A 24,247-nucleotide genomic window follows, 5' to 3' on the forward strand; every position below is an offset into this window, starting at 1 on the left:
TTTCACAAAGATACGCAAAGATAAAAAGAGATTCATAAAGGTTTTATTAAACAAAAAAACGTCCCGATAATCGGGACGTTTTTGATATAAACTATTTTAAAATCTTATTTCAAACTTGCAGAAAGATATTCTCTGTTCATACGAGCAATGTTTTCAAGGGAAATTCCTTTTGGACATTCGATTTCGCAAGCTCCAGTATTGGTACAATTACCAAAACCTTCTTCGTCCATTTGACGCACCATGTTCAACACACGGTTTGTAGCTTCTACTTTTCCTTGTGGTAACAATGCATATTGTGAAACTTTTGCTCCAACAAATAACATAGCAGAACCATTTTTACAAGTTGCCACACAAGCACCACAACCAATACATGCTGCTGCTTCAAATGCCTTATCAGCATCGTCTTTAGGAACTGGAATGGTATTGGCATCGATAGTGTTTCCTGAAGTATTCACCGAAACAAATCCTCCTGCTTGCTGAATTCTATCAAAAGCTGTTCTGTCCACAACTAAATCTTTAATTACTGGGAAAGCAACACTTCTCCATGGCTCAACTACAATTGTATCCCCGTCATTAAACATTCTCATATGCAATTGACAAGTTGTAATTCCAGTATCTGGTCCGTGTGCACGTCCATTGATATATAAAGAACACATTCCGCAAATTCCTTCACGACAGTCGTGGTCAAATGCAATTGGTTCTTTTCTTTCGTTTACTAATTGTTCGTTCAATTGGTCTAACATTTCCAAAAACGAACTGGCTGTAGAAACATTATTTAGTTTGTATGATTCCATTTTCCCCTTTTCTTTGGAGTTTTTTTGACGCCAAATCTGAAGAGTTATATTGATATTTTTTGCTGCGCTCATAATTCTATTATTTGTAATTTCTAGCTGCGATTTTGATAAACTCGTATTTCAATTCTTCTTTGTGAAGTTCCGATTTTGTAACATCGTATCCTTTGTTTTCCCAAGCTCCTACAAAAGAGAAGTTTTCGTCATCACGAAGCGTTTCCCCTTCAGAATCCTGATATTCTTCACGGAAGTGGCCTCCACAAGATTCTTTACGTTGCAAAGCATCCATAGCCATCAATTGTCCTAATTCGATGAAATCGGCAACACGAAGTGCTTTTTCTAATTCAGGATTCAATTCATCTGCACTGCCTGGAACATAAACATCTTTGAAGAACTCTTCTTTTAAAGCTGCGATTTCTGATATAGCCTCTGTTAAACCTTTCTCATTACGCCCCATTCCAACTTTATTCCACATAATCAAACCTAAACGTTTGTGGAAATGATCCACCGTTTTAGTTCCATTATTAGACAAGAATTTGTTGATTTGCTCTTTCACACTATTTTCAGCAGCTACGAATTCTGGCAAATCTGTAGAGATTTTTCCAGTACGAATATCATCTGCCAAATAATTAGAAACAGTGTAAGGCAATACAAAATATCCATCAGCTAAACCTTGCATCAAAGCTGAAGCTCCCAAACGGTTCGCGCCATGGTCAGAGAAGTTAGCCTCTCCTGCAACGAAACAACCTGGAATAGTAGATTGTAAGTTATAATCAACCCAAACTCCACCCATTGTGTAGTGAACAGCAGGATAGATTTTCATTGGAGTTTCATATGGATTCTCATCCGTGATTTTTTGGTACATTGTAAACAAGTTACCATATTTTTCCTCCAACCATTTTTTTCCTAATGTAAGTATTTCTTCTTGAGAAGGATTGTGATTTCCTTTTGCGTAAGCTGTTTGTTTTCCTTTAGATTGAATCTCTGTAGCGAAATCCAAATAAACACCTTCATTGGTATCGTTAGCCTCAATTCCGCGACCTTCGTCACAAACTTCTTTTCCTGCTCTTGAAGCAACATCACGAGGAACTAAATTTCCAAATGCTGGATATTTTCTTTCTAAGTAGTAATCTCTATCTTCTTCAGCAATTTGGACTGGTTTTAATTTACCTGCACGAATCGCTTCAGCATCTTCTTTTTTCTTTGGAACCCAAATACGTCCAGAGTTTCTTAATGACTCAGACATCAACGTCAATTTAGATTGATTGGTTCCGTGAACTGGAATACAAGTTGGGTGAATTTGTACGTAACAAGGATTTGCGAACAAAGCGCCTTGTTTGTGAATTTTCCAGCCAGCAGTTACATTTGATCCCATTGCATTTGTAGAAAGGAAATAAACGTTTCCGTATCCTCCTGTTGCAATAATTACGGCGTGAGCAGAATGTCTTTCTAAATCTCCGGTAATCAAGTTACGGGCAATGATTCCACGAGCTTTTCCATCAACCTTTACCAATTCCAACATTTCGTGACGGTTGTACATCTCAACTTTCCCTAAACCGATTTGTCTTGATAAAGAAGAATAAGCTCCTAATAATAATTGTTGTCCTGTTTGTCCAGCAGCGTAAAAAGTACGTTGTACCTGTGTACCACCAAAAGAACGGTTGTCCAACATTCCTCCGTAATCACGGGCAAAAGGAACACCCTGAGCCACACATTGGTCAATGATGTTTCCAGAAACTTCAGCTAAACGGTGAACGTTTGCCTCACGAGCTCTGTAATCTCCCCCTTTAATTGTATCATAGAACAAACGAAAAGTACTGTCTCCGTCATTTTGATAATTTTTTGCAGCATTGATTCCTCCTTGTGCAGCGATTGAGTGCGCACGACGTGGAGAATCTTGGTAACAAAATGCTTTTACATTATAACCCATTTCGGCAAAAGACGCAGCCGCCGAAGCACCAGCTAATCCAGTTCCTACAACAATAATATCTATTTTTGGTCGGTTGTTTGGTGCAACTAACTTTAAGTGGTCTTTATAATCAGTCCATTTTTGTGAAATGTGACCTTCTGGTATTTTAGAATCTAGTTTCATAAGTTGATCTTTATTTTTTTTAATCGGTCTTATGTAATTCGCATAAATAATCTGATTTTAACAAACCAAATCGTTTGTGCTCATTTCATTATAGATTGATATTAATTATTAAAATGATGAAATAGCGCAATGAAAATAAATCCAAAAGGAACTATAATTGCAAATGCATAACAAATTTTATGCAATGACTTTCCTATTTTATTGTCGAATCCCACTGATTGCAAAGAGGATGTGAAACCATGCCAAAGGTGTAAAGCCAATAATACAAATGCTACACAATACAATCCTGTACGAACTGGACTTTCAAATTTAGCCACCAATTCAGGATAATATCTAGTTTCATCAATTACATTTGATTCCACATATTTGTAAATCATTTCATGAACCCAGAAATCATAAAAATGCAATCCTAAGAATGCCAATACGACCAAACCTGAAATAATCATATTTCTGGATGCCCAAGATGCATTTGCAGCACCATCGTATTTTACATAGGCAACAGGCCTAGCATTTCTATTTTTCAACTCCAATACAAACCCCATAACGAAGTGAAAAACCACACCTACAACCAGAACAGGTTGCATTACAAATTGGATTAACGGATTGTAACCCATAAAATGTGACATCGCATTAAATGAATCGGCACTAAAAACCGATACGAAATTAATAAAGAAATGCAGCGATAGAAACATAATCAAGAAAAGTCCTGAAAGCGCCATAGCCACTTTTTTAGCTATAGACGACTTCAATATTGCAGATTTTGCCATAATAATATAAATGTTTTATTTTTTTAAAAAGTCGAACAAATTTAGGCTTTTTAATAAAGAATTACAACATTTTACACAATTTTGCTGCTCTATTTATAATCATTTTAAAGTGTTTAACCCTCAATTTTTCAAGTATAAAAAAATAAAAACTTAACACTTTACAAATCCGAATGTTACTTAAACAAAGCTTAATAAAACACAAACGACTCTTATATCGATTACTCAATAAAAACTTTCTGAAGCCAAGAAAAATTATCAATAAATTCAAAAAACATGTCTTTATGCTTCAAATAAATAAAAACAATAAAAACATTGCTTTTTATCATACCAATGTAATTGTTATTCAAATGTGGAGTTTTAATTTTGCAAAAAAATAATCAACAATGAAAATCGGAATTGATGCAATAGCTTTTAATGTTGCCAAATTACACTTACCTATAAAAACATTAGCAATCGCTAGAAACATAGAACCCGAAAAACTAGAAAAAGGATTGGGTTTATTAAAAATGACTTTACCGGATACTCATCAAGATACAGTTGTCTTTGGTGCTAATGCTTTGACAAAACTAATCCAAGACAACAACATCAAATTAGACGATATTGCCCGGATATATGTTGGAACCGAGAGCGCCATTGATAGCTCAAAACCCATAAGTTCGTTCTTGATTTCTTTAATGGAACAAAAATTTGGAGAGAACTCTTTATCCGAATGTGATGTTGTGGATTTCACTTTTGCCTGTATTGGCGGTGTGGATGCACTACAAAACTGCCTTGATTTTGTTCAACTCAATCCAGACAAAAAAGCAATTGTTGTCACTACCGATTTTGCTAAATACGACTTGAATTCAACTGGAGAATATACTCAAGGAGCTGGTGCAGTTGCCATGCTGATCACTTCAAATCCAAGAATTATAACTTTTGAAAATCATTGGGGAGTAAGTACAAAAGGAGTTTTTGATTTCTTCAAACCTTACAGAACGGTTTCGAAAAAGGAAATCACAGGAAATACAAATAACGAATCTTGGTTTGATAATTTAGAAAGCGAAATTGAAATCCACAAAGACCAACCCGTTTTTGATGGTCAATATTCGAACCAATGTTATATGGATCGAACAAGAGAAGCTTATTTTTCCTTCAAAAAAACAAAAAACACAACTGAAACTGTATATAATAATTGGACAAGCATTGTAATGCATTTGCCTTATGCATTTCAAGGTCGAAGAATGTTATCAGAGATTTATGCTTTGGACGCTTCTACTCCAATTCTTTCTGGAGAAGAAACTGCATCCGAATATCAGAATAAATTAAAAGAAATCAGCAAATCTGAAGATTACAAAACATTTGTTTCTGAAAAATTACAGCCTGCAGAATTGGCTTCTTCTCTAATCGGAAATTTATATACTGGTTCCATTTTTATGGGATTGCTTTCTACTCTGGCACATTTCTATGACAACAAAAAAGAAATTACGTCTGAAAAATTCGGTTTTCTAGCTTACGGAAGTGGTTCCAAATCTAAGGTTTTTGAAGGCACCATTCAACCCGAATGGAAATCAGCCATAAGCAATGTTGCTCTTTTGGAAACGCTTGAAAATAGTTTTGAAATTGATTTTGAAACTTATGAAAAATTACACAAAAAGGAACAAAAACAAAGCATCCAAGAACCTAAAAACGAATGGATTTTGGATCGAATAGAAACCGAAATACCCAATTTAATCGGGGCCCGTTATTATAAATGGGTTGACTAATGTTAAGTGATTTTAGATTGTAGATTAACGAATTTTGACTTTAGATTTTGTAATAGCAAATAAAGACCTTTATGTTTTCCGGGTTAGCATATCCGAAATCAAAAATCGTTAATCAAAAATCAGCAATTTTTTATCATTTAACTAAACTTAGCTATATATTCTTGAACCGTTGCATCCGTCTTTTCATTTCTAACTTTTTGTTCCAAATGAATTGGAGGCGAAGCTCTCTCTAAACAATTTTGTACCGAGCAAGTTTCACAAGTCACCCCAACTAATTGTCTTTGCACCGAATCACCCTCAATGAATTTAAACTTTTTCTTAATGGAAGGCGTTATCAAAATTCCAACCGAAATACTTCGCAAACAGTTTTTCTTAAAAGGATCCGGAGTCGCCGATGAAAAAACAAGATACTCATTATTACTATTTTCATAGCGTGAAATCTGCGCGTCAAAAAAATGTTCTTTCTTTTGTTTCAAAGACTCCACAATTGTTTTTATAGAAACCCATCTTCTGCAATAATGCTCATTCATTTCGTTGGCATGAGGCTCTTGCTGATTGGTAATATGTAATTCCTTTTTTATTTGATAAGTATCTGAGCCAATTTCATGGGACAAACGAAGAAAAAATAAGTTCTTTATCTGAAAATCCTTTGGCAAAATATTGGTCAAACGCTGATAGAATGATTCAGGAGAAACATTGAATTTACTCATCAATTGAACCATTTCTTGAGGTTTTGGATTGCTGTTGGATAAAAATACATTCAATTCATCTATCAAATGTTGTCTTGGCAACAACAATGCTCCAGCAAAATAAGAGGCGTAAAAATTATTGAGAACCTGGTCAAAGTTGTCAAATTTTATCCAACTGAAGGTGTATAATCTTTCGGTAATTTCAAGATAATTATACGCTATTTCCTTAGCCAAAATAAAAGCTCTCTGAGAAGAATCAATTCCCTTTGAAAGCAACAATGTCTTACTTTTTGGAACAAAAATGGAACGCAAATCCCCCAACTCATCCTGCTCTGAGAAAACAATTTCTTCTATGGTATAGCCATATTCCTCAATCAATATAGCCGACAACTCCTCTATAGAAATATTGGCATCAATATTAATGTGAAATGCTTTGCAGAACGACAGTACTTTTTCCTCAAGATCCTCGAAGTAATTATTGTGTGCTTCTTGATAAGAACGCAATGAGGCCAAGAAAAAACTTTCTCTTGTTAAGTTATAATGCTGCGCTATTTCAATAATGGTACTGATAAAGGCATTGACTTTGGCAGGAGCATTGGCAATAATATCAATTAAATCCGCTTCCTGAATCCCGAAAAGATCCAACGGAATCTCCTTCAAAATTCCCGATTTTAATATTTCCCCAATCGGCGCAAGATTATTATCGAGTTTTAATGACACCATATGGTCGTAGGTTACGTCCAATTTCTCCGCCAAAAGAATAATTTTTTCCGTTTTGGGATATTTTTTTCCTTTTTCAATCTCATTCAAATACGATTTTGACAGCTCCGTTATTTTGGCCAAGCCAAATAATGACAAATCTTTATTTGTTCGAGCCTGCTTGAGTTTAAGCCCAAAAATCAACTTGATATATTCCTTTTCTACGTTCATAAAATCAAAGATAAACTAAAAAAAGAAAAACCTCAAAAAAAATATTTTTCATTTTTAGCGAACGTTCGCTTGTTTTGTAAAAAACTTTTTGTAGTATTGCAGTATCAAAATGAACTAGTTATGAAAAACCAGACAGAAACCATCGAAAAAAAATTCCAAATAACAAATGGAATCACACAGCAGTATCCTGAAATATTGACGGATAGCGCCATTGAATTCTTAACTGAATTGCATCAAAAATTTAATAACAAAAGACTTTCGTTATTAGAAGACCGTAAAAGACAACAGGTCTTATTTGATGCAGGAGCTTTACCTTGTTTCCAACCGGAAACAAGAATGATTAGAGAAAGCAATTGGGTAGCCGCAACTACTCCAAGAGATTTACTAGACAGAAGAGTAGAAATCACAGGTCCTGTGGATCGTAAAATGGTCATCAACGCACTAAATTCTGGAGCCAAAACATTTATGGCCGATTTTGAAGATAGCACTTCCCCTACTTGGAGCAATTTAATGGAAGGGCAACAAAACCTGATCGACGCCGTAAACAAAACCATAACACTTGAAGATCAGATAAAAAATAAAAAATACGCTCTAAAAGAAAAAACAGCTGTTCTAATTGTAAGACCTCGTGGATTGCATTTGAATGAAAAGAACATACTTATCGACGGACAAGAAACTTCGGGCTCTCTAGTTGATTTTGGCTTATATGCTTTCCATAATCACGAACAATTATCCAAAAACGGAACTGCACCTTATTTCTATTTACCAAAATTGGAACATTATCTCGAAGCAAGATGGTGGAATGAGGTTTTCGAATTTGCACAAGAATATCTTGGAGAACAAAACGGAACTTTCAAAGCAACCGTTTTGATAGAGACAATAACAGCAAGTTTTCAGCTGGACGAAATCATCTTCGAATTAAGAGACCATATCGTGGGATTGAATTGTGGACGATGGGATTACATTTTTTCATTCATCAAAAAATTAAGAAAGAACAAAACCTTTCTTGTTCCAAATCGTGATCAGGTAACCATGACTTCGCCTTTTATGAGCGCTTATTCACAATTGGTTATTCAAAGATGTCACAAACGAAACATACACGCAATTGGCGGAATGGCGGCACAAATTCCAATCAAGAATGATGAAGAAGCCAATAATATTGCTTTTGACAAAGTAGTAACCGACAAGCGAAGAGAAGTTCAAAACGGGCATGACGGAACTTGGGTGGCCCATCCCGATTTGGTTCCCTTAGCTATGTCAGTATTTGATAAATATATGACTACTCAAAACCAGATTCATGTAAAAAGAGAAGATGTAAATGTAGTAGCAGAAGATTTACTGGCAGTCCCAAAAGGAACCATTACCGAAGAAGGTGTTCGCAAAAACATCAGTATTTCGGTTCTATATATTGCCTCATGGCTCAACGGACAAGGCGCTGCCGCTTTACATCATTTGATGGAAGACGCCGCTACTGCCGAAATCTCAAGATCTCAATTGTGGCAATGGCTTCAAAACGAAGTGATTTTGGACAACAACAAAACACTTACCGAAGATTATTATCACCGTCTGGCAATGGAAGAATTTGAAAAAATCAAAAAGATTGTCGGTGATGAAAACCACGAAAAACAAAACTATCATTTGGCAGAACAACTGCTCGATACTTTAGTAGTCAATGAAAATTTTATAGAATTTCTAACCTTAATCGGATATAAACATCTGTAATAATTTCAATGTCAAAAATCAATGTCAATGTCAAAATAAAAAAATCAACCAACAAATAACCAACAAACGCTATTAAACGAACACCATGAAAACAACCGAGACAAGAATTCAAGAATTAGTTACCGACTGGATTACAAACCCAAGATGGAAAGGAATCGAACGACCGTACACTGCCGAAGAAGTTGTAAATCTTCAAGGATCTTATCAAATTGAGCACAGCATTGCCAGAATGGGAGCTACCAAATTATGGAACAAACTCAATTCACAAGATTTTGTGGCAGGATTGGGCGCACTTACAGGAAACCAAGCCATTCAAGAAGTGGAAGCTGGACTGGAAGCCATTTACCTAAGTGGCTGGCAAGTGGCAGCCGACGCCAATGTGGCGGGCGAAATGTACCCTGACCAATCCTTATATCCTGCGAACAGCGTTCCTTTGGTTGTGAAAAGAATCAACAACGCACTTTTGCGCGCCGATCAAATACAAGTGGTTAACGGAACAACTGACAAAAAGGACTATTTGGTTCCAATAGTTGCCGATGCCGAAGCTGGTTTTGGAGGTAATCTAAATGCGTTCGAATTAATGAAATCGATGATCGAATCAGGAGCTTCTGGAGTTCACTTTGAAGACCAATTGAGCTCTGCCAAAAAATGCGGACATCTTGGAGGAAAGGTTTTGGTACCTACTCAAGAAGCCATCAATAAATTAATTGCTGCAAGATTGGCCGCCGATGTAATGGGAACGCCAACACTTATCGTGGCAAGAACTGATGCCGATGCTGCCAATTTATTGACCAGCGATATCGATCCGAGAGATGCCAAATTCATCACAGGAGAAAAAACAGCCGAAGGATTCTTCTATGTAAACTGTGGTGTGGAGCAAGGAATTGACCGCGGATTGAGTTATGCACCTTATGCCGATTTGATTTGGATGGAAACCAGCAATCCGGATTTGGCCTACGCTAAACAATTTGCAGAAGCCATCCACAAAAAATTCCCTGGAAAAATGCTGGCTTACAACTGTTCGCCTTCATTCAACTGGGCGGCCAAATTATCTGTTGCCGAAATGGAAACTTTCAGGGAAGACTTGGCTGCAATGGGCTACAAATTCCAGTTCATCACTTTGGCCGGATTCCATGCCTTGAACACCAGCATGTTTGAATTATCCAAAGCTTACAAAGAAAGAGGAATGGCCGGTTATTCTGAATTGCAGGAAAGAGAATTCGCATTGCAACAACACGGTTTTAAAGCCGTAAAACACCAAAATTTTGTTGGTACATCTTATTTTGATGCCGTACAAAATACCGTTACCACAGGAAAATCTTCTACAACAGCTATGAAAGATTCTACCGAAGTAGCGCAGTTTTAACTTTAACTACTTTTTCTAAAAAGCACGGAGAAACCCTAATTTCTTCGTGCTTTTTCGTTTATAACCTTTATTTGGGCGCACAGTCAAAACAAGAACTTTAGTGCAAATAATTAGTGTTTTTATTTTCACGCAGATTTACGCAGATTTACGCAGATTTACGCAGATTTACGCAGATTTACGCAGAAAAAAAGTGAAAATCTGCTGAATCTGCATGCTGTTTTTTTTAAAATTTCCCCCTTAACTTAATGATATTGTCCTTTAGCCCCGATAGCAGTGGAAATCCTTATAAGCCGGGGTTCGGCTTATAAGATTGCAACGAATAGCGGGACCAATGCCTGTTAAAAATGCCTAATCTTTCTGCTTCAAAAAACAATAATAAACTCCCGTCTATTCAAAGCCATTATTAAAATCTTAAAAAAAACTATACATATACTAATTACATTCTTAAAGTTACTATTTTTGATGATTCAATACCCAAAATCATTTTAAAATGAAGTTGCCACAATTTAAAATCATAAAATCAATAGAAAAGTGGCAATACCATATTCCAATAAAAAATTAATAAATACAAATACGTATGAAATACCACCAAATTGACCGCGCCCTTTTTATAAAAAACAGAGCAAAATTCATGGCTCAAATGAAGCCTAATAGTGTAGCAGTATTTAATTCTAATGATATTTATCCCGTTTCTGCAGACAGTACATTGCCATTTGCACAACACCGCGATATCTTTTATTTATCTGGAGTAGATCAAGAGGAAAGTATCTTATTACTTTTTCCAGATGCTCCTTACGAAAATCAAAGAGAAATACTATTCTTAAAAGAAACCAGTGCTCATATTGCTGTTTGGGAAGGTGAAAAACTGACCAAAGACCGCGCTTTTGAAGTTTCTGGGATTAAAACCGTTTATTGGTTACAAGATTTCGAGAAAATCCTGAACGAAATGATGACTTATTCAGACATCATGTACATCAACACCAACGAACATTACCGTGCTTCTATTGAAACCGAAACCCGTGAAGCTCGTTTCATAAAATGGTGGAAAGACAAATATCCAGCACATCAAGTTGCCAAAAGCAACCCAATATTGCAACGCATTCGTTCTGTCAAAGAAACAGAAGAAATTGATTTAATCCAGAACGCTTGTAACATCACCGAAAAAGGTTTCCGAAGGTTACTGTCATTCGTAAAACCAAATGTTACCGAATACGAAATCGAAGCTGAATTGGTCCACGAATTCATTCGCAACCGTTCCAAAGGTTTTGCTTACACACCAATTATTGCTTCTGGAAATAATGCCAATGTTTTGCATTACATCGAGAACAATCAGCAATGTAAAGCGGGTGATCTAGTATTACTAGACGTTGCCGCTGAATACGCAAATTATTCTAGTGATATGACACGTATGATTCCAGTTTCGGGAAGATTCACAGACAGACAAAAAGAGGTTTACAATGCTGTTTTGAGAGTTAAAAACGAAGCAACCAAAATGCTTACTCCAGGAACTCTTTGGAAACAATACCATGTAGAAGTGGGCAAAATCATGACTTCCGAATTACTTGGCTTAGGACTAATCGACAAAGCCGATGTTCAAAACGAAAACCCGGAATGGCCAGCTTACAAAAAATATTTCATGCACGGAACATCACACCACATGGGATTGGATACACACGATTACGGATTATTGCACGAGCCAATGAAAGCCAATATGGTTTTTACAGTTGAGCCTGGAATTTACATCCCAGCTGAAGGTTTTGGAATTCGTTTGGAAGATAATGTTGTTGTTCAGGAAAAAGGAGAGCCTTTCAACTTAATGAGAAACATCCCGATTGAAGTGGATGAAATCGAAAATTTAATGAATTCTTAGTTCAGATGGCAAAAAAAATATTCCTATTTGTCTTTCTATCTTTTTTTGGGCACACATTTGCCCAAACCGAGGGTTTTGCAAAAAACGAAGATTCCAGTCAAACCTATTATAAAATATTTGGCAAGGGTACACCAATTTTAATAATAAATGGTGGCCCCGGAATGAATAGCAATGGGTTTGAACCTATGGCAAAAACATTGGCCGAGAAGTATCAAACCATTGTTTATGACCAAAGAGGTACTGGAAAATCAACCTTAAAAGAATTAAACGACAAAACGGTTTCGATGAAATTAATGGCCGATGATATTGAGTCATTAAGAAAACATTTGAAAATCCAAAAGTGGACAATTCTTGGTCATTCTTTTGGCGGAATGTTGGCCTCTTATTATGCCACAATTTACCCAAACAGTATTGATAAATTAATTTTGTCATCTTCTGGCGGAGTAGATTTGAGTTTGTTAAAAGGTGAAAACCTAATTGAGGCTGGCTTGAGCAAAACCGAAAAAGATTCTTTGAACTATTGGAATGATAAAATCGAAAAAGGCGACACGACTTACACTGCAAGAATTGGCAGAGGAAGAGCCATGGCGCCTGCTTATGTTTACGATAGAAAATTTGTCCCTATCATTGCCGAAAGATTGACACAAGGCAATTCGACCATAAATTCATTATTATGGGGTGATATGCAAAAAACAAATTTTGACTGTAAAAACAAGTTCTCAAATTTCAAGAATCCTGTTTTAATCATTCAAGGAAAGCAAGATATCATTAGCAAGGAAATTGGGGAAATCAGTTTAAAAGCATTTCCAAATTCAAAAATGGTGCTGCTTGAAAATTGCAAACACTATGGTTGGCTTGACGCAAAAGAAAAGTATTTCAGCACAATTGAATCTTTTTTAAAAAGTTAAATGATTGATTTTATAGATTATAAAAACGGCTTTCAGGAATGGAAGCCGTTTTTTGTTTTCAATAAAATACTGAAACAATAAAATATGACAAAACAAAATAGGGCATCATTTTTTGAACCAACAAAACACGTAATAGTAGTGCAAAACACTATAATGCTAACCAAAACAGTCCCTAATACGCCTTATTTATACACCCAATACACCCAATTATCATCCCTACACCCCCTAATTAATACCCCACAAGCTCCCCATTTGCACCCCCTCTACACCCCATTAATAGCCCTATAATTACCCAAAAGACACCCTAAACATGCTAATTTATAACCCTAATAGACCACACTAGCACCCCTTATAGCTATACAATCCATTATAGTTTCTATCCATTTCTTTTTTCAATCCCAAGATTTTCTTTATGCTTTCACCTTTCGGCAACCTTATTTAGTTTAGGACAACAAGAAATTAAAGCTAACAGCTAGGCTGAGTTTTCTTCCGCAATTCAACAAAATTTTAGTCTTTCAATTGTAACATTACAAACCCTCATTCGACTCATTTAAAAAACTAAAATTCAAGAAATCATGCAAGCACACGAAATAGATTATCAGATTTTTGGAGAAGAAATGCAGTATGTGGAAATAGAATTAGATCCACAGGAAATCGTAATTGCCGAAGCGGGCAGTTTTATGATGATGGAAAATAACATCCAGATGGAAACCATATTTGGAGACGGTTCTGAGCAACAATCAGGTTCTGGTTTATTTGGCAAACTTTTGAATGCCGGAAAAAGAGTTCTCACAGGCGAAAGCTTATTCATGACAGCATTCCTGAATCAAGGAAATACCAAAAGCAAAGTTTCGTTTGCCTCGCCATATCCCGGAAAAATTCTTCCAATTGATTTAACGCAATTTCAAGGTAAATTTATCTGTCAAAAAAGTTCTTTCCTATGTGCTGCCAAAGGCGTTTCGGTTGGAATCGAGTTCTCCCAAAAACTAGGTCGTGGTTTATTTGGAGGCGAAGGTTTCATTATGCAAAAAATAGAAGGCGACGGAATGGCTTTTGTTCATTCTGGAGGAACAATGGCCAAAAAAGAATTGGCTCCCGGTGAAGTACTAAAAGTGGACACCGGCTGTATCATTGGTTTTACAAAAGATGTCGATTATGACATTCAATTTATAGGCGGAATCAAGAACTCTATTTTTGGAGGAGAAGGTTTGTTTTATGCCACTTTGAAAGGTCCTGGAACTGTTTACATACAATCATTGCCTTTCAGCAGATTGGCGGACAGAATCATCGCATCGGCACCAAGATCAGGTGGTAACAGCCGTGATGAAGGAAGTTTACTAGGTGGACTGGGTAATCTTTTGGACGGGGATAATCGATTTTAAATTTTTTATAAATTGTAATTGCTAACGGCTTTCAGAGATGGGAGCCGTTTTTATTTTATAAATTGCTTTCTCCAAATGTAGCATTTCGGAATTTAAAAAATTAATTTTGCATTTGTAAACTATCAACAAATACTTATCCCATTGGAAACACTTCTCTACAAAAACACACAAATTTCATACTCAGATACCGGAAAAGGAACCGCAGTAGTTTTGTTGCATGGTTTTTTGGAAAACAAAACTATGTGGGATGCATTTGTTCCTGAATTAAGTAAAAAGAATCGAATCATAACCATCGATTTATTGGGTCACGGCGAAACCGAAAGTTTGGGATATATCCAAACCATGGAAGAAAATGCCGATGTGGTTCATGAGGTTTTATCCAAACTGCGAATTCGAAAAGCGATTCTTGTGGGACATTCTATGGGAGGATATGTTGCTTTGGCTTTCGCCGAATTGTATCCCGAAAAAATGAAAGGATTGGTATTACTTAACTCTACTTCGAAAGAAGACAGTTCCGAAAGAAAGAAAAACAGAGACCGAGCCATCAAAGCCGTTAAGAAAGATTACGAGACCTTCATCAGACTTTCTATCGCCAATTTGTTCAGTGAAGAGAACCGAGAAATCCTTATCAAAGAGATAGAAGAAGTAAAAATTCAAGCCTTAAAAACGCCATTACAAGGAATTGTTGCCTCACTTGAGGGAATGAAAGCTAGAAAAGACAGAGAATTTCTTTTACACACTACAACTTATCCAAAATTATTGATTTTAGGAAAAAAAGATCCTGTTCTCAATTACGAAGAAAACTTGGAACAAATAAAAAATACCGATGTCGAATTGGTCACTTTTCCGGATGGTCACATGAGTTCTATTGAAAATCAAGCGGAGTTACTTACTGTTTTAGCGTCTTTTATCAAAAAGATTTAATCAAAGCTATATACACAATCCCATTGTGTTCTTTGCGCAACCTTAGCGACCTTTGCGGTTAAACCTTCTCTTCAAAAGAAATTGTCACATCCAATATCTCATTCAACAACAAAACAATTTGTTCCAAATAATTAGATTGGATTTCATTATTTATAATGGCAACACTCTCTTTTTCTTCTTTGAAATTAAAAGACAAAAAACCTGATTTTAAGTTTTTAAAAGAAATAATTCCAGCCTCGATCGGTTTTCCATTAGCATTGTTCTCATACATATAAGCATACGCCAAAACCTGAATAATTTTATCATTTTTGATATCTTCAGTTAATCCTTTCCAAGATTTAAGCGTGACACTGGCTTTCTCGACTTTACCCGTTTTATAATCAATAATTCTAATTGTTCCGTTGCGTTCTTCAATCCTATCCACATTTCCCTTAATTAAAACAGGAAAAGGCAGACTTGAATCTTCAACTATTCTTTCAAAAGTCTTTTCAAGCTCCAGAATCTTTATCGCATCACCGTTTTTAATACTCTCCAATTCTACTTTAAGGAAGTTAAAAACATTACGCTTTGCTACTTCAAAAGCCAATAGATTTCGCCCCTTTTTTATTTCTCCTTCTTTGTAAACTACTTTAAATTGGATCAAGACTTCAGAGTCAATTTTCTTAATACAATTTTGAATGTCTGTTTCTGAAATAAACTTACCAATAAACGGTTCATACAAAACCTTTAAAGTCTCGTGAATAATAGTCCCCAAAGTATTCAAGGCAATATTTTCCTCTACCTCTTCAACTTCACTAATTCTCAAAATCTTTTGAAAATAAAACTGAATCGGATTCCGTATATAACTAGTCAATGCTGATGGTGAAAATCCTTTTTCGGCTATTTCTTTCAGGCGCAACATCACCTTCTCCGATTTTGGAATTACCATTGGCCGATATGCCGTGTCAGGTAAAACTGCATTGTAAATTTCGTGTGTTAAAGTGTGGTTACGTTGTTTCTCTACTTCCAATTGGGTAATGAAACGGCTCTTTTCACCTGCGTCCAGACCTTCGCTTTCGGTATTATACAGCAAATAAATATTTTTTGCACGTTGCAGCAAATGATAAAAGTGATAGGTATAGATAGCATCTTTCTCTTTAAAAGTTGGCAATCCCAATTCACGCTTTACATCATAAGGAATAAAAGAATTTTGCGATTTACCGGCCGGAAATTTACCTTCATTCATAGAAGTGATAATTACAGTTTCAAAATCCAACACTCTACTTTCCAAGACACCCATGATTTGCAAACCATTTAAAGGCTCCCCTTCAAAAGAAACTTCAGCCAAATCAATTACTTGCTTATAAATGGCGTACAAGGTATCAATGGTGTCAATTTCTTTGTGTTGTGAATAGTAATTAATCAGTTTATTAATTACTTTAAAAATGGCATAGACAAAAGTTTTCGCTATTTTTTCCTCTTCATTTTCATTGCTCAAATTAGTCTTAACTTGTAGCAATAAACTAGAGATTATTTCTAAAACAGCAATAGAACCTTTCTCCCACTTTTGAAATACAAGCAAGAATAAATCACTAGCATTATCATTTAATTCCAATAATTTATGATGGCTGATAAACGTGTAGTTATTTTTATTAATAATCCCAACCAAAGCACTTGTATTGGCATAAGGTTCAATTAACGGATGGGTTAATATATCCAACACATCTTTATAATAAAAAACATAGCTATTATTACTTCGCGACAATGCATTGGTGTGCATTTTAAATAATTTGGCAATCAATATTTGTGCCGGATTATTTTTACTGGAATAGCCCATGGTAATATTCAAAGCTCCAACAGAACTAGGCAAGGAATACAATAGTGGAATCAACAAATTCTCTTCTCCCAAAACAATAGCCACTTTATCTAAGGTGGCAGTTGGATTTTCAATGTTGATTTTTTCTATAATACTTCCTGCAATCTTGGCTTGACCGATGGTTTTCGGAGTTCCAATGACTTGAATATTTTTGGTAGCCGAAAAATCATCCACAATCCATTCAAAAGGATTTCTCTTATAGTGCTTCCAACTTTCTTTAAAACGACGCACAAATAAACCGGCATCATGATAGGGATCATTTAGAAACGTTTGATCAGCATCCCAATATATTTTGGCCTGCTCTGAAGCAATAAGATGTTGAATTATTTTTTCCTCAGAAGCGTTCAAAGCATTAAAACCTGCAAAAACAAAATGTTTTCCTTGAATTGATTTTGAAAAACCATCTAAGTTCTTAACTGCTTCACGATAAATTAACCCTTGATATCCGATTCCATTTTTAAGCAAATGCTCATAAAGAGATTGGTAATATTTTGGTAACAACTTCCAAAAATCAATATAATTTTCGAGTAACTGCGTTTTGTTCTCAACTTCAATTCCCCATTTCTTGATATCCTCAATGTCTTTTAAGTACGATAAGACATAATTTGGATCTAACAAATAACGATCAATTTCATTAAAATCCTGAAGTAATGTTTTTGCCCAATTGGCAAAAAGTTCAAATGATTGCTGATTGTTTCTTTCTGTGATAGATAAATAGATCTCATAAAATTCAAATAGCAATTCTATGGGATCAATAGTTCTTATCCCTGCGATATTTTGGACAAAATCTTCAATACTGATGATTTCTGGCGAAAACATATTTTCCGCTGTTTGCTTTTTTAATGCTTCAACAAGAAATATTTTGGCGCGTTTGTTGGGTAAAACCACTATAGTATCGGCAATTATATTATGATACTCCAATATTATTACAGCAGCAATTTTATCTAAAAAAGAATTATTTGTCATTTTATAAATATAAAAAAAGCCATTCAATTAAGAATGGCTTTTTAAAATTATTTAGAGAATTGATTACAATTTACCTTCGTATATTGTACCTATGTGTCTAATTTCAGTTCTTCTGTTTAATGCTCTACCTTCTTTAGTTTTGTTAGTAGCAACTGGTTTAGATGAACCATAACCAGCAGAAGTTAAGTTAGCAGGATTAACACCTTTTTCAATTAATTTATCCATAACAACTTTAGCTCTAGCTTCAGAAAGTTTTTGGTTTAATTTAGCGCTACCTGTGTTATCTGTGTGACCTTCGATAGCAAATTTAGCGTTAGGGTAGTTTTTAAGGATTTCTTTAATCGCTTCTAATCTACCATCTGTAGCTCCTTTATCAGCAGTCTCAAGTATAGCTTTACCAGTTACGAAGTAAACTGCTCTAGCTTGTACTTTAAGTTCTTGTAACACTTGCTCAGTTACTTCTGGACAACCTTTGTTACTTGCAGGACCAGGTACTGTAGGACAAGCATCATCTTTATCTAATACTCCATCTTTATCAGCATCTAATTCAGGACATCCTCCATTTGAAGCTGGACCAGCTACTGTAGGACATTTGTCTGAAGCATCAGTAACACCGTCACCATCTGTATCAGGACAACCTTGGAATTGTTTCAATCCAGCTACTGAAGGACAAGCATCATCAGGATCTGCTACACCGTCACCGTCTGTATCAGGACATCCTTGGAATTCAGCTGGACCAGCAACTGTAGGACATTTGTCTTTAGAATCTTCGATACCATCAGCATCTGTATCAGGACAACCATTGAATTGTTTTAGACCTGCCACTTCTGGACAAGCATCATCTTTGTCATAGATTCCATCTCCATCAGTATCTTTAGCTCCAAACTTAAAAGTTAAACCTGCAGAATATTGAGTGTAAGAAGGTGCATCTGGAGTGTTTGTTCCAGCATATTGTCTATCTCCAAAAGATTTTTTATAAACACCTAGCAAAGAAAGACCTACGTTTTCAGTAAACCAAAAGTTTAATCCAACTCCAGGATTTACTGTTCCGTAGCTTTCGTCTCCTAAGAAAGTATAACCTCCACCAACACTTAATGTAGGCTCAACTACCTTAGATTTTAGTAATTCCATAAAACTGTACGTAACTGTAGCATCAATACCATAGTACATCAAATCCCCTGGATTCACAGCTGCAAAATCATTTTTATCTGGTGTACGACCAGGAACAGCTACAACAAATTTATCAATTTGATTGATAGATCCTGTAAGTCCTACAATAAAACCACTTCCTACGTATCTTGAAACGTTGATATAAGAAACTGAAGGAAGAATATTCCAGTTATCACTTACCATAAAAGGCTGATCAAAATGACTCATAAAGTCTCCACCAGCACTAGATCTGTAGTCAATCGCGTTTACTCCAAAACCGATAGCCCATTTATTGTTACTGTCTTGTGCTTGAGAACTTAATCCCATCACCATCGTTACAGCAACTAAAAGTTTGTTAAGATGTTTCATACTTGTTATTTTTAATTACAATTAGTTAATTTCAAACAAAAGTAGGACGATTTTCTGTAACAACAAAATAAAATGTTAAATAAAACACTTCGTAAACACAAAATTTAACAATTATATTACAGCAAGTCTCTTACCCACAACCACAAAAGCATCAATTGCTTTATCCAAATGTTCTTTTGTATGAGCTGCTGATAATTGCACTCTTATCCTAGCTTTATCTTTAGGCACCACTGGAAAAAAGAAACCTATTACATACACACCTTCTTTTAAAAGTTCATTAGCCATATTTTGTGCTAATTTTGCATCATAAAGCATCACTGGAACTATAGCTGAATCCCCTTCTACTATGTCAAAACCTGCTTTTTTCATTCCTGCTTTAAAGTAGTTGGTATTCCATTCCAATTTATCTCTAAGCGCAGTATTTCTTTCTAATAACTCAAAAACCTTGATCGATGCCCCCACAATAGCCGGAGCCAATGAATTTGAAAACAAATAAGGTCTGGAACGTTGACGGAGTAATTCAATTATTTCTTTCTTTGCTGTCGTATAACCCCCCATCGCTCCTCCTAGAGCTTTCCCCAATGTACCTGTAATAATATCTATACGCCCCATTACACCTTTGGCTTCAAGCGTTCCTTTTCCCGTTGCTCCAATAAATCCTGCAGCATGACATTCATCCACCATAACCAAGGCGTCATACTTATCGGCTAGGTCACAAATCTTATCTAATGGCGCCACAACTCCATCCATTGAAAAAACGCCATCAGTTACAATTATTTTAAAACGAGCTCCCGTTTCATTGGCTTTAATCAATTGCTGTTCCAAATCTTCCATATTGCTGTTCTCATAACGATAACGAGCCGCTTTACATAAACGCACTCCGTCAATTATAGAAGCATGATTTAAGCTATCCGATATAATGGCGTCATTTTCTCCAAATAAAGGCTCAAAAACACCTCCATTTGCATCAAAAGCCGCAGCATATAATATCGTGTCTTCCGTTCCATAAAAATCGGCTATCTTTTTTTCCAAAGTTTTGTGAATGTCTTGTGTCCCACAAATAAAACGCACAGATGACATTCCGAAACCATGAGTATCCATTGCATCTTTCGCAGCCTGAACAACTTCTGGATGAGAAGACAATCCTAAATAATTATTCGCACAAAAATTTAAAACTTTTTCACCAGTAGAAATAGTGATTTCCGCTCCTTGTGGAGAAGTTATTATTCTTTCCTTTTTGAAAATTCCGTTTTCTTCAATAGTTTGAAGTTCTGATTGTAAGTGTTGTTGAATTTTACCGTACATTTTATTAGTTTTTAAATCTTAACAATTAAATGCAAATAGGCTATAAACTTTGCTATTTGACAATTCTTTATTTTTTTACAAATGTACTACATCGATTTCGACTCCTATGTACACAAGTGCTTTTTTTAGTACTTTGAATCCCATCTTTTCGATAGCCATTTGATAGTTTTCCAATTGATATTTGTATTTTGGATTAGGAAAACCTGTTTTATAGTCCAACAAAAAAACTTCTTTCGCCCTATTTATTACTATTCGGTCTGGCTTGACTGTACCACCCTCTTTTTGAATAATCGTTTTTTCGTTCAAGACCTCATTCCCTTCCGCAAAATGATCCAATAAATCTCGATGGTTAACTATTTCAATAATAGCATTATGAACAATGTCTTTTTGAAATATCGTAATTAATCCGTTTTCAATTGCTTTATTAATTGCCAATTCCACATCGCTTTTGGTAGCTACAAAAGAAAGAATTTCGTGTATCACATTACCAAACTCAATAGCTTCTTGTTGATGCGTTCCCCACATCAATGCTTCCCTTTGGGCAATTTTTATATTTTTAGGATTCAACACATCTGAAACAACAGGGATATTTTTGGAAGTATCAATATGTTTCGTTTTTTCAGATAATTTAGTTTGATCTCCAAATTTATATTCGAGTTGGTTTTCATCATAAAGCCCTTGTTGAATCAAATATTTTATAAAAAATGAAGCCATATTGCTCGGATATTCACCGTCTTTTCTGGGTTTTACATTTTGAGAAATAACATACAGTTGTTCCTCTGCTCTGGTTAAAGCCACATACAATACGTTAATATTATCCAACAATTCTTCTTGTTTCTTTAAATTATAAACTGCCGAAGCTTCTTCTCCAAATTCTTCAATAGCACTACTGTTATCCACCAACACTTTCGGCATGTCAAAATCTTGCTCTTCCGAATTAAGCCATAACTTATCTTTCGGTTTTCTATTATAATCTTCTTCAGCAAAAGGCATAATAACTATTGGAAATTCTAATCCCTTTGATTTATGAATAGTCATAATCCGAACTGCATTCGTCCCTTCCGGAGAAGGAATGCTGAATTTCTCCGAGTTTTTATTCCAATAATTCAGAAAATCTGAAATTCCGGCTTGATTACGAACATCTCTTTCTAAAACAATGTCTAGAAAATACTGAACATAAGCCGTTGCCGATGATTGAATTTTTGAATTTTCATCTCTCTTTAGAAACTTCGAAATAATTATTTCAACAGCTTCATACAATGATTTTTTTCTAATGTTTTGAAATGATAGTTCTATATTACAGTTTTCAAGCCATTTCTCGAAAGTCACTTCCTCTTTCAACTCCATTCCTTTGGCTATAAAATCGTGAACAGGCAATTCATTTTGTTTGTTTTGTGCCAAATATTGCAAAAAGTTAGCCTTTGATTCCAAATCCGAACTATTCTTCAAATATTTTAAAATGTGAATAATCAATCGGACTTCGGTCGCATTTTGAATCATCAATGTTTCGGAAGACAAAAGCGGAACACTTTGTTCCGTCAAATAATTGGCAACTGCAATTCCTTGGCTTCTTTTTCGAGTCAGAATCACAATGTCTTTATATTCAAAACCTTCTTTTACAACTTTTTGAATAGTATTTAGCGTAGCCAAAACATACAAAGCCGTTTTGTCCAATGTCTCTTCATCCTCTTCTGCCGATTCAATTTCTGGTAAAAAAGAAATATTCACATAACCGCCTACTTTATTATTTATCTTTTGACGGCTATGATTTTCGTATAAATCTTTATAATCGACATTGCTAAACTCATTGGACAATAATTGAAAAAAGTCATTATTGAATTCAATCACTTGAGAATAACTTCTGTAATTCTTGTCTAAATGCTCTAGTTTTTTTTCCGGGTTGCTAAAAGGGTTTTGGTCTTTACTTAACTCTATAAACTGTTCTGCTTTACCGCCACGCCAGCGGTAAATAGATTGTTTTGGATCGCCCACAATCATCAAAGTTCCTTTTTGACCCGAATCATCTTGTCCTGCAAGCGCATTATCAATAAGCGGAATCAGGTTTTGCCATTGCATTTCGGAAGTATCTTGAAATTCGTCAATAAAAAAATGACTATACTTTTCACCTAATCGTTCATATATAAAAGGAGCGGGCTGATTTTGGATTTCGCGATGAATAATTGCGTTGAACTCGGTTATCGAAAGTACGTTTTGTTCGTTTTGAATTTTTGTCAATTCATTACTAACGGTATTCAATAACGATAAAGGCGTGATGTTTTTCAAAAAGGCTTTATAGAAATTTCGCTTTTCGAAGTTTTTATAAATTTCTGAAAGACTTTGCAACAAATCGGGAATGATGTTTTCGATTAACGCTCTATCTTTTGCTGTTTTATTGATGGCAATATCATCAAACTCCCAAAACATTTTATTTTTTGAGTTGAATTTTCCATCAGTAATACTTTGAAGATGATTAGGAAAAGTTCCTCTGGAAAATGATTTTAAATCAATTGCATTTTTATCAATTAGCAATAATAATTCACTAGCAAGATTTGCATTTTCTTTTTCTAAAGCTGCACAGACTTGAATTAATTTTTCTTTTACGGCTATAAAATCACCGATTGATTTGTCGTGAAAATGAGTAATTTCATTTCGGTTATTTTCATTCAGTACTAATTTTCCTGTTTCCAAAATTTCACGCGAAATATCCCAAGATTTGTCATCATCGGTTTTTTCCATCGTGAAATCGATGAGTAATTTAGTCAAAGTTTCATCTTCACCGGCTTGTGCAATAATGGCGTCAACCGCTTCGATTAATAGATTTTCGGTATCTAAGGTAACCTCGAAAGTCATTGGTAATCCCAAATCGTGTGCAAAAGCACGAATTACTTTGTGTGTGAATTTGTCAATCGTGGATATATCAAAAGCAGCATAATTATGAATAATGTGCTTAATGATTTGTTGAGATTTGATTTTTATTTGAATAATGGAAAGTCCTGTGTCAACGGATAGGTCCTGCATTAAATCCGAAGCTTTGGAATTAGGTTCCTCTTTGGCAAATTCGGATAAACTGCCAACAATTCGGCTTTTCATTTCGTGCACCGCTTTGTTGGTAAACGTTATTGCCAGAATGTTTCGGTAAGCATCATTCTTATTTGCTGTTAGAATTATTTTAAGGTATTCTTTTACAAGAGCATAAGTTTTACCAGAACCTGCGGAAGCGTCATATATAGCGAAAGAAGGTCTTTCCATTTCGATTTTTGATTTCTGATTAACGATTATTGATTTCTGATTTTCACTAATGCTTCTTAAAATGCCTAATGCCCTAGCCCTGATAGTCGAATTGCTCTCGCAATTACCTATTTCTTGCTCCTTTAGCAAGAAAAAGATACAAGCGGATAGCAGGAAAGAGCTCCTGAT

At 35.3% G+C, this 24,247-nt stretch carries 15 protein-coding genes; 7 read left to right on the top strand and 8 right to left on the bottom strand.

The window, feature by feature from the left end:
* Positions 1–104: 104 nt before the first annotated feature.
* From HQN62_RS01120 to HQN62_RS01130, 3 genes are all read right to left on the bottom strand, one after another.
* Positions 105–866 (bottom strand): succinate dehydrogenase/fumarate reductase iron-sulfur subunit, encoded by a 762-nt coding sequence (locus tag HQN62_RS01120; protein ID WP_173502999.1) that lies wholly within the window; start codon positions 864–866, stop codon positions 105–107.
* Positions 867–873: 7 nt separating this feature from the next.
* Complete coding sequence (locus tag HQN62_RS01125) at positions 874–2,883, bottom strand: fumarate reductase/succinate dehydrogenase flavoprotein subunit (RefSeq protein WP_173503000.1); 2,010 nt, start codon at positions 2,881–2,883, stop codon at positions 874–876.
* Between the two features lie 101 nt (positions 2,884–2,984).
* Positions 2,985–3,650 carry a succinate dehydrogenase cytochrome b subunit gene (locus tag HQN62_RS01130; RefSeq protein ID WP_116796800.1) on the bottom strand — a complete coding sequence of 222 codons (666 nt, stop codon included), beginning with the start codon at positions 3,648–3,650 and terminating at the stop codon, positions 2,985–2,987.
* Positions 3,651–4,033: 383 nt separating this feature from the next.
* Between HQN62_RS01130 and HQN62_RS01135 the strand changes: the two genes are divergently transcribed.
* Entirely contained in the window at positions 4,034–5,395 is a 1,362-nt protein-coding gene (locus tag HQN62_RS01135; RefSeq protein WP_173503001.1) for a hydroxymethylglutaryl-CoA synthase family protein, read from the top strand.
* Positions 5,396–5,532: 137 nt separating this feature from the next.
* On the opposite strand, the gene HQN62_RS01140 is transcribed toward HQN62_RS01135, so the two are convergent.
* Positions 5,533–7,014 (bottom strand): helix-turn-helix domain-containing protein, encoded by a 1,482-nt coding sequence (locus tag HQN62_RS01140; protein WP_116796798.1) that lies wholly within the window; start codon positions 7,012–7,014, stop codon positions 5,533–5,535.
* Positions 7,015–7,134: 120 nt separating this feature from the next.
* On the opposite strand from HQN62_RS01140, the gene aceB reads away from it, so the two are divergent.
* The 6 genes from aceB to HQN62_RS01170 all read left to right on the top strand — a co-directional run bounded on the left by aceB (position 7,135) and on the right by HQN62_RS01170 (position 15,186).
* Positions 7,135–8,736: a malate synthase A gene (gene aceB / locus HQN62_RS01145; protein WP_173503002.1), complete on the top strand. Its 1,602-nt coding sequence runs from the start codon at positions 7,135–7,137 to the stop codon at positions 8,734–8,736.
* An 85-nt stretch (positions 8,737–8,821) separates the two neighbouring features.
* Complete coding sequence (gene aceA, locus HQN62_RS01150) at positions 8,822–10,102, top strand: isocitrate lyase (protein WP_116796796.1); 1,281 nt, start codon at positions 8,822–8,824, stop codon at positions 10,100–10,102.
* Between the two features lie 577 nt (positions 10,103–10,679).
* Complete coding sequence (locus HQN62_RS01155) at positions 10,680–11,972, top strand: aminopeptidase P family protein (RefSeq protein WP_173503003.1); 1,293 nt, start codon at positions 10,680–10,682, stop codon at positions 11,970–11,972.
* A gap of 5 nt (positions 11,973–11,977) precedes the next feature.
* Positions 11,978–12,880, top strand: a complete 903-nt coding sequence (locus HQN62_RS01160; RefSeq protein WP_173503004.1) for an alpha/beta fold hydrolase — start codon at positions 11,978–11,980, stop codon at positions 12,878–12,880.
* A gap of 575 nt (positions 12,881–13,455) precedes the next feature.
* The gene (locus HQN62_RS01165; RefSeq protein ID WP_173503005.1) at positions 13,456–14,262 is read left to right on the top strand and encodes a TIGR00266 family protein; all 807 of its coding nucleotides are present in this window, start codon (positions 13,456–13,458) and stop codon (positions 14,260–14,262) included.
* 141 nt (positions 14,263–14,403) lie between these two features.
* Complete coding sequence (locus HQN62_RS01170; RefSeq protein WP_173503006.1) at positions 14,404–15,186, top strand: alpha/beta fold hydrolase; 783 nt, start codon at positions 14,404–14,406, stop codon at positions 15,184–15,186.
* A 58-nt stretch (positions 15,187–15,244) separates the two neighbouring features.
* Here HQN62_RS01170 and HQN62_RS01175 read toward each other — a convergent pair whose 3' ends face one another.
* The 4 genes from HQN62_RS01175 to HQN62_RS01190 all read right to left on the bottom strand — a co-directional run bounded on the left by HQN62_RS01175 (position 15,245) and on the right by HQN62_RS01190 (position 24,079).
* Complete coding sequence (locus HQN62_RS01175) at positions 15,245–18,007, bottom strand: PD-(D/E)XK nuclease family protein (RefSeq protein ID WP_173503007.1); 2,763 nt, start codon at positions 18,005–18,007, stop codon at positions 15,245–15,247.
* Between the two features lie 63 nt (positions 18,008–18,070).
* A complete protein-coding gene (locus HQN62_RS01180; RefSeq protein WP_173503008.1) occupies positions 18,071–19,525 on the bottom strand; it encodes an OmpA family protein in 1,455 nt (484 codons plus the stop codon).
* Between the two features lie 111 nt (positions 19,526–19,636).
* Positions 19,637–20,830: a glycine C-acetyltransferase gene (gene kbl, locus HQN62_RS01185; RefSeq protein WP_173503009.1), complete on the bottom strand. Its 1,194-nt coding sequence runs from the start codon at positions 20,828–20,830 to the stop codon at positions 19,637–19,639.
* Between the two features lie 75 nt (positions 20,831–20,905).
* Complete coding sequence (locus HQN62_RS01190) at positions 20,906–24,079, bottom strand: UvrD-helicase domain-containing protein (RefSeq protein WP_173503010.1); 3,174 nt, start codon at positions 24,077–24,079, stop codon at positions 20,906–20,908.
* Positions 24,080–24,247 lie beyond the last annotated feature (168 nt).

This window comes from Flavobacterium sp. M31R6 (genome assembly GCF_013284035.1).
Taxonomy (GTDB): Bacteria; Bacteroidota; Bacteroidia; order Flavobacteriales; family Flavobacteriaceae; genus Flavobacterium.

Coding starts and splice junctions, on each gene's coding strand:
- HQN62_RS01125 (WP_173503000.1), bottom strand. CDS start 2,883: ATGAAACTAGATTCTAAAATACCAGAAGGTCACATTTCACAAAAATGG.
- aceB (WP_173503002.1), top strand. CDS start 7,135: ATGAAAAACCAGACAGAAACCATCGAAAAAAAATTCCAAATAACAAAT.
- HQN62_RS01160 (WP_173503004.1), top strand. CDS start 11,978: ATGGCAAAAAAAATATTCCTATTTGTCTTTCTATCTTTTTTTGGGCAC.
- aceA (WP_116796796.1), top strand. CDS start 8,822: ATGAAAACAACCGAGACAAGAATTCAAGAATTAGTTACCGACTGGATT.
- HQN62_RS01130 (WP_116796800.1), bottom strand. CDS start 3,650: ATGGCAAAATCTGCAATATTGAAGTCGTCTATAGCTAAAAAAGTGGCT.
- kbl (WP_173503009.1), bottom strand. CDS start 20,830: ATGTACGGTAAAATTCAACAACACTTACAATCAGAACTTCAAACTATT.
- HQN62_RS01175 (WP_173503007.1), bottom strand. CDS start 18,007: ATGACAAATAATTCTTTTTTAGATAAAATTGCTGCTGTAATAATATTG.
- HQN62_RS01165 (WP_173503005.1), top strand. CDS start 13,456: ATGCAAGCACACGAAATAGATTATCAGATTTTTGGAGAAGAAATGCAG.
- HQN62_RS01180 (WP_173503008.1), bottom strand. CDS start 19,525: ATGAAACATCTTAACAAACTTTTAGTTGCTGTAACGATGGTGATGGGA.
- HQN62_RS01140 (WP_116796798.1), bottom strand. CDS start 7,014: ATGAACGTAGAAAAGGAATATATCAAGTTGATTTTTGGGCTTAAACTC.
- HQN62_RS01120 (WP_173502999.1), bottom strand. CDS start 866: ATGAGCGCAGCAAAAAATATCAATATAACTCTTCAGATTTGGCGTCAA.
- HQN62_RS01190 (WP_173503010.1), bottom strand. CDS start 24,079: ATGGAAAGACCTTCTTTCGCTATATATGACGCTTCCGCAGGTTCTGGT.
- HQN62_RS01135 (WP_173503001.1), top strand. CDS start 4,034: ATGAAAATCGGAATTGATGCAATAGCTTTTAATGTTGCCAAATTACAC.
- HQN62_RS01155 (WP_173503003.1), top strand. CDS start 10,680: ATGAAATACCACCAAATTGACCGCGCCCTTTTTATAAAAAACAGAGCA.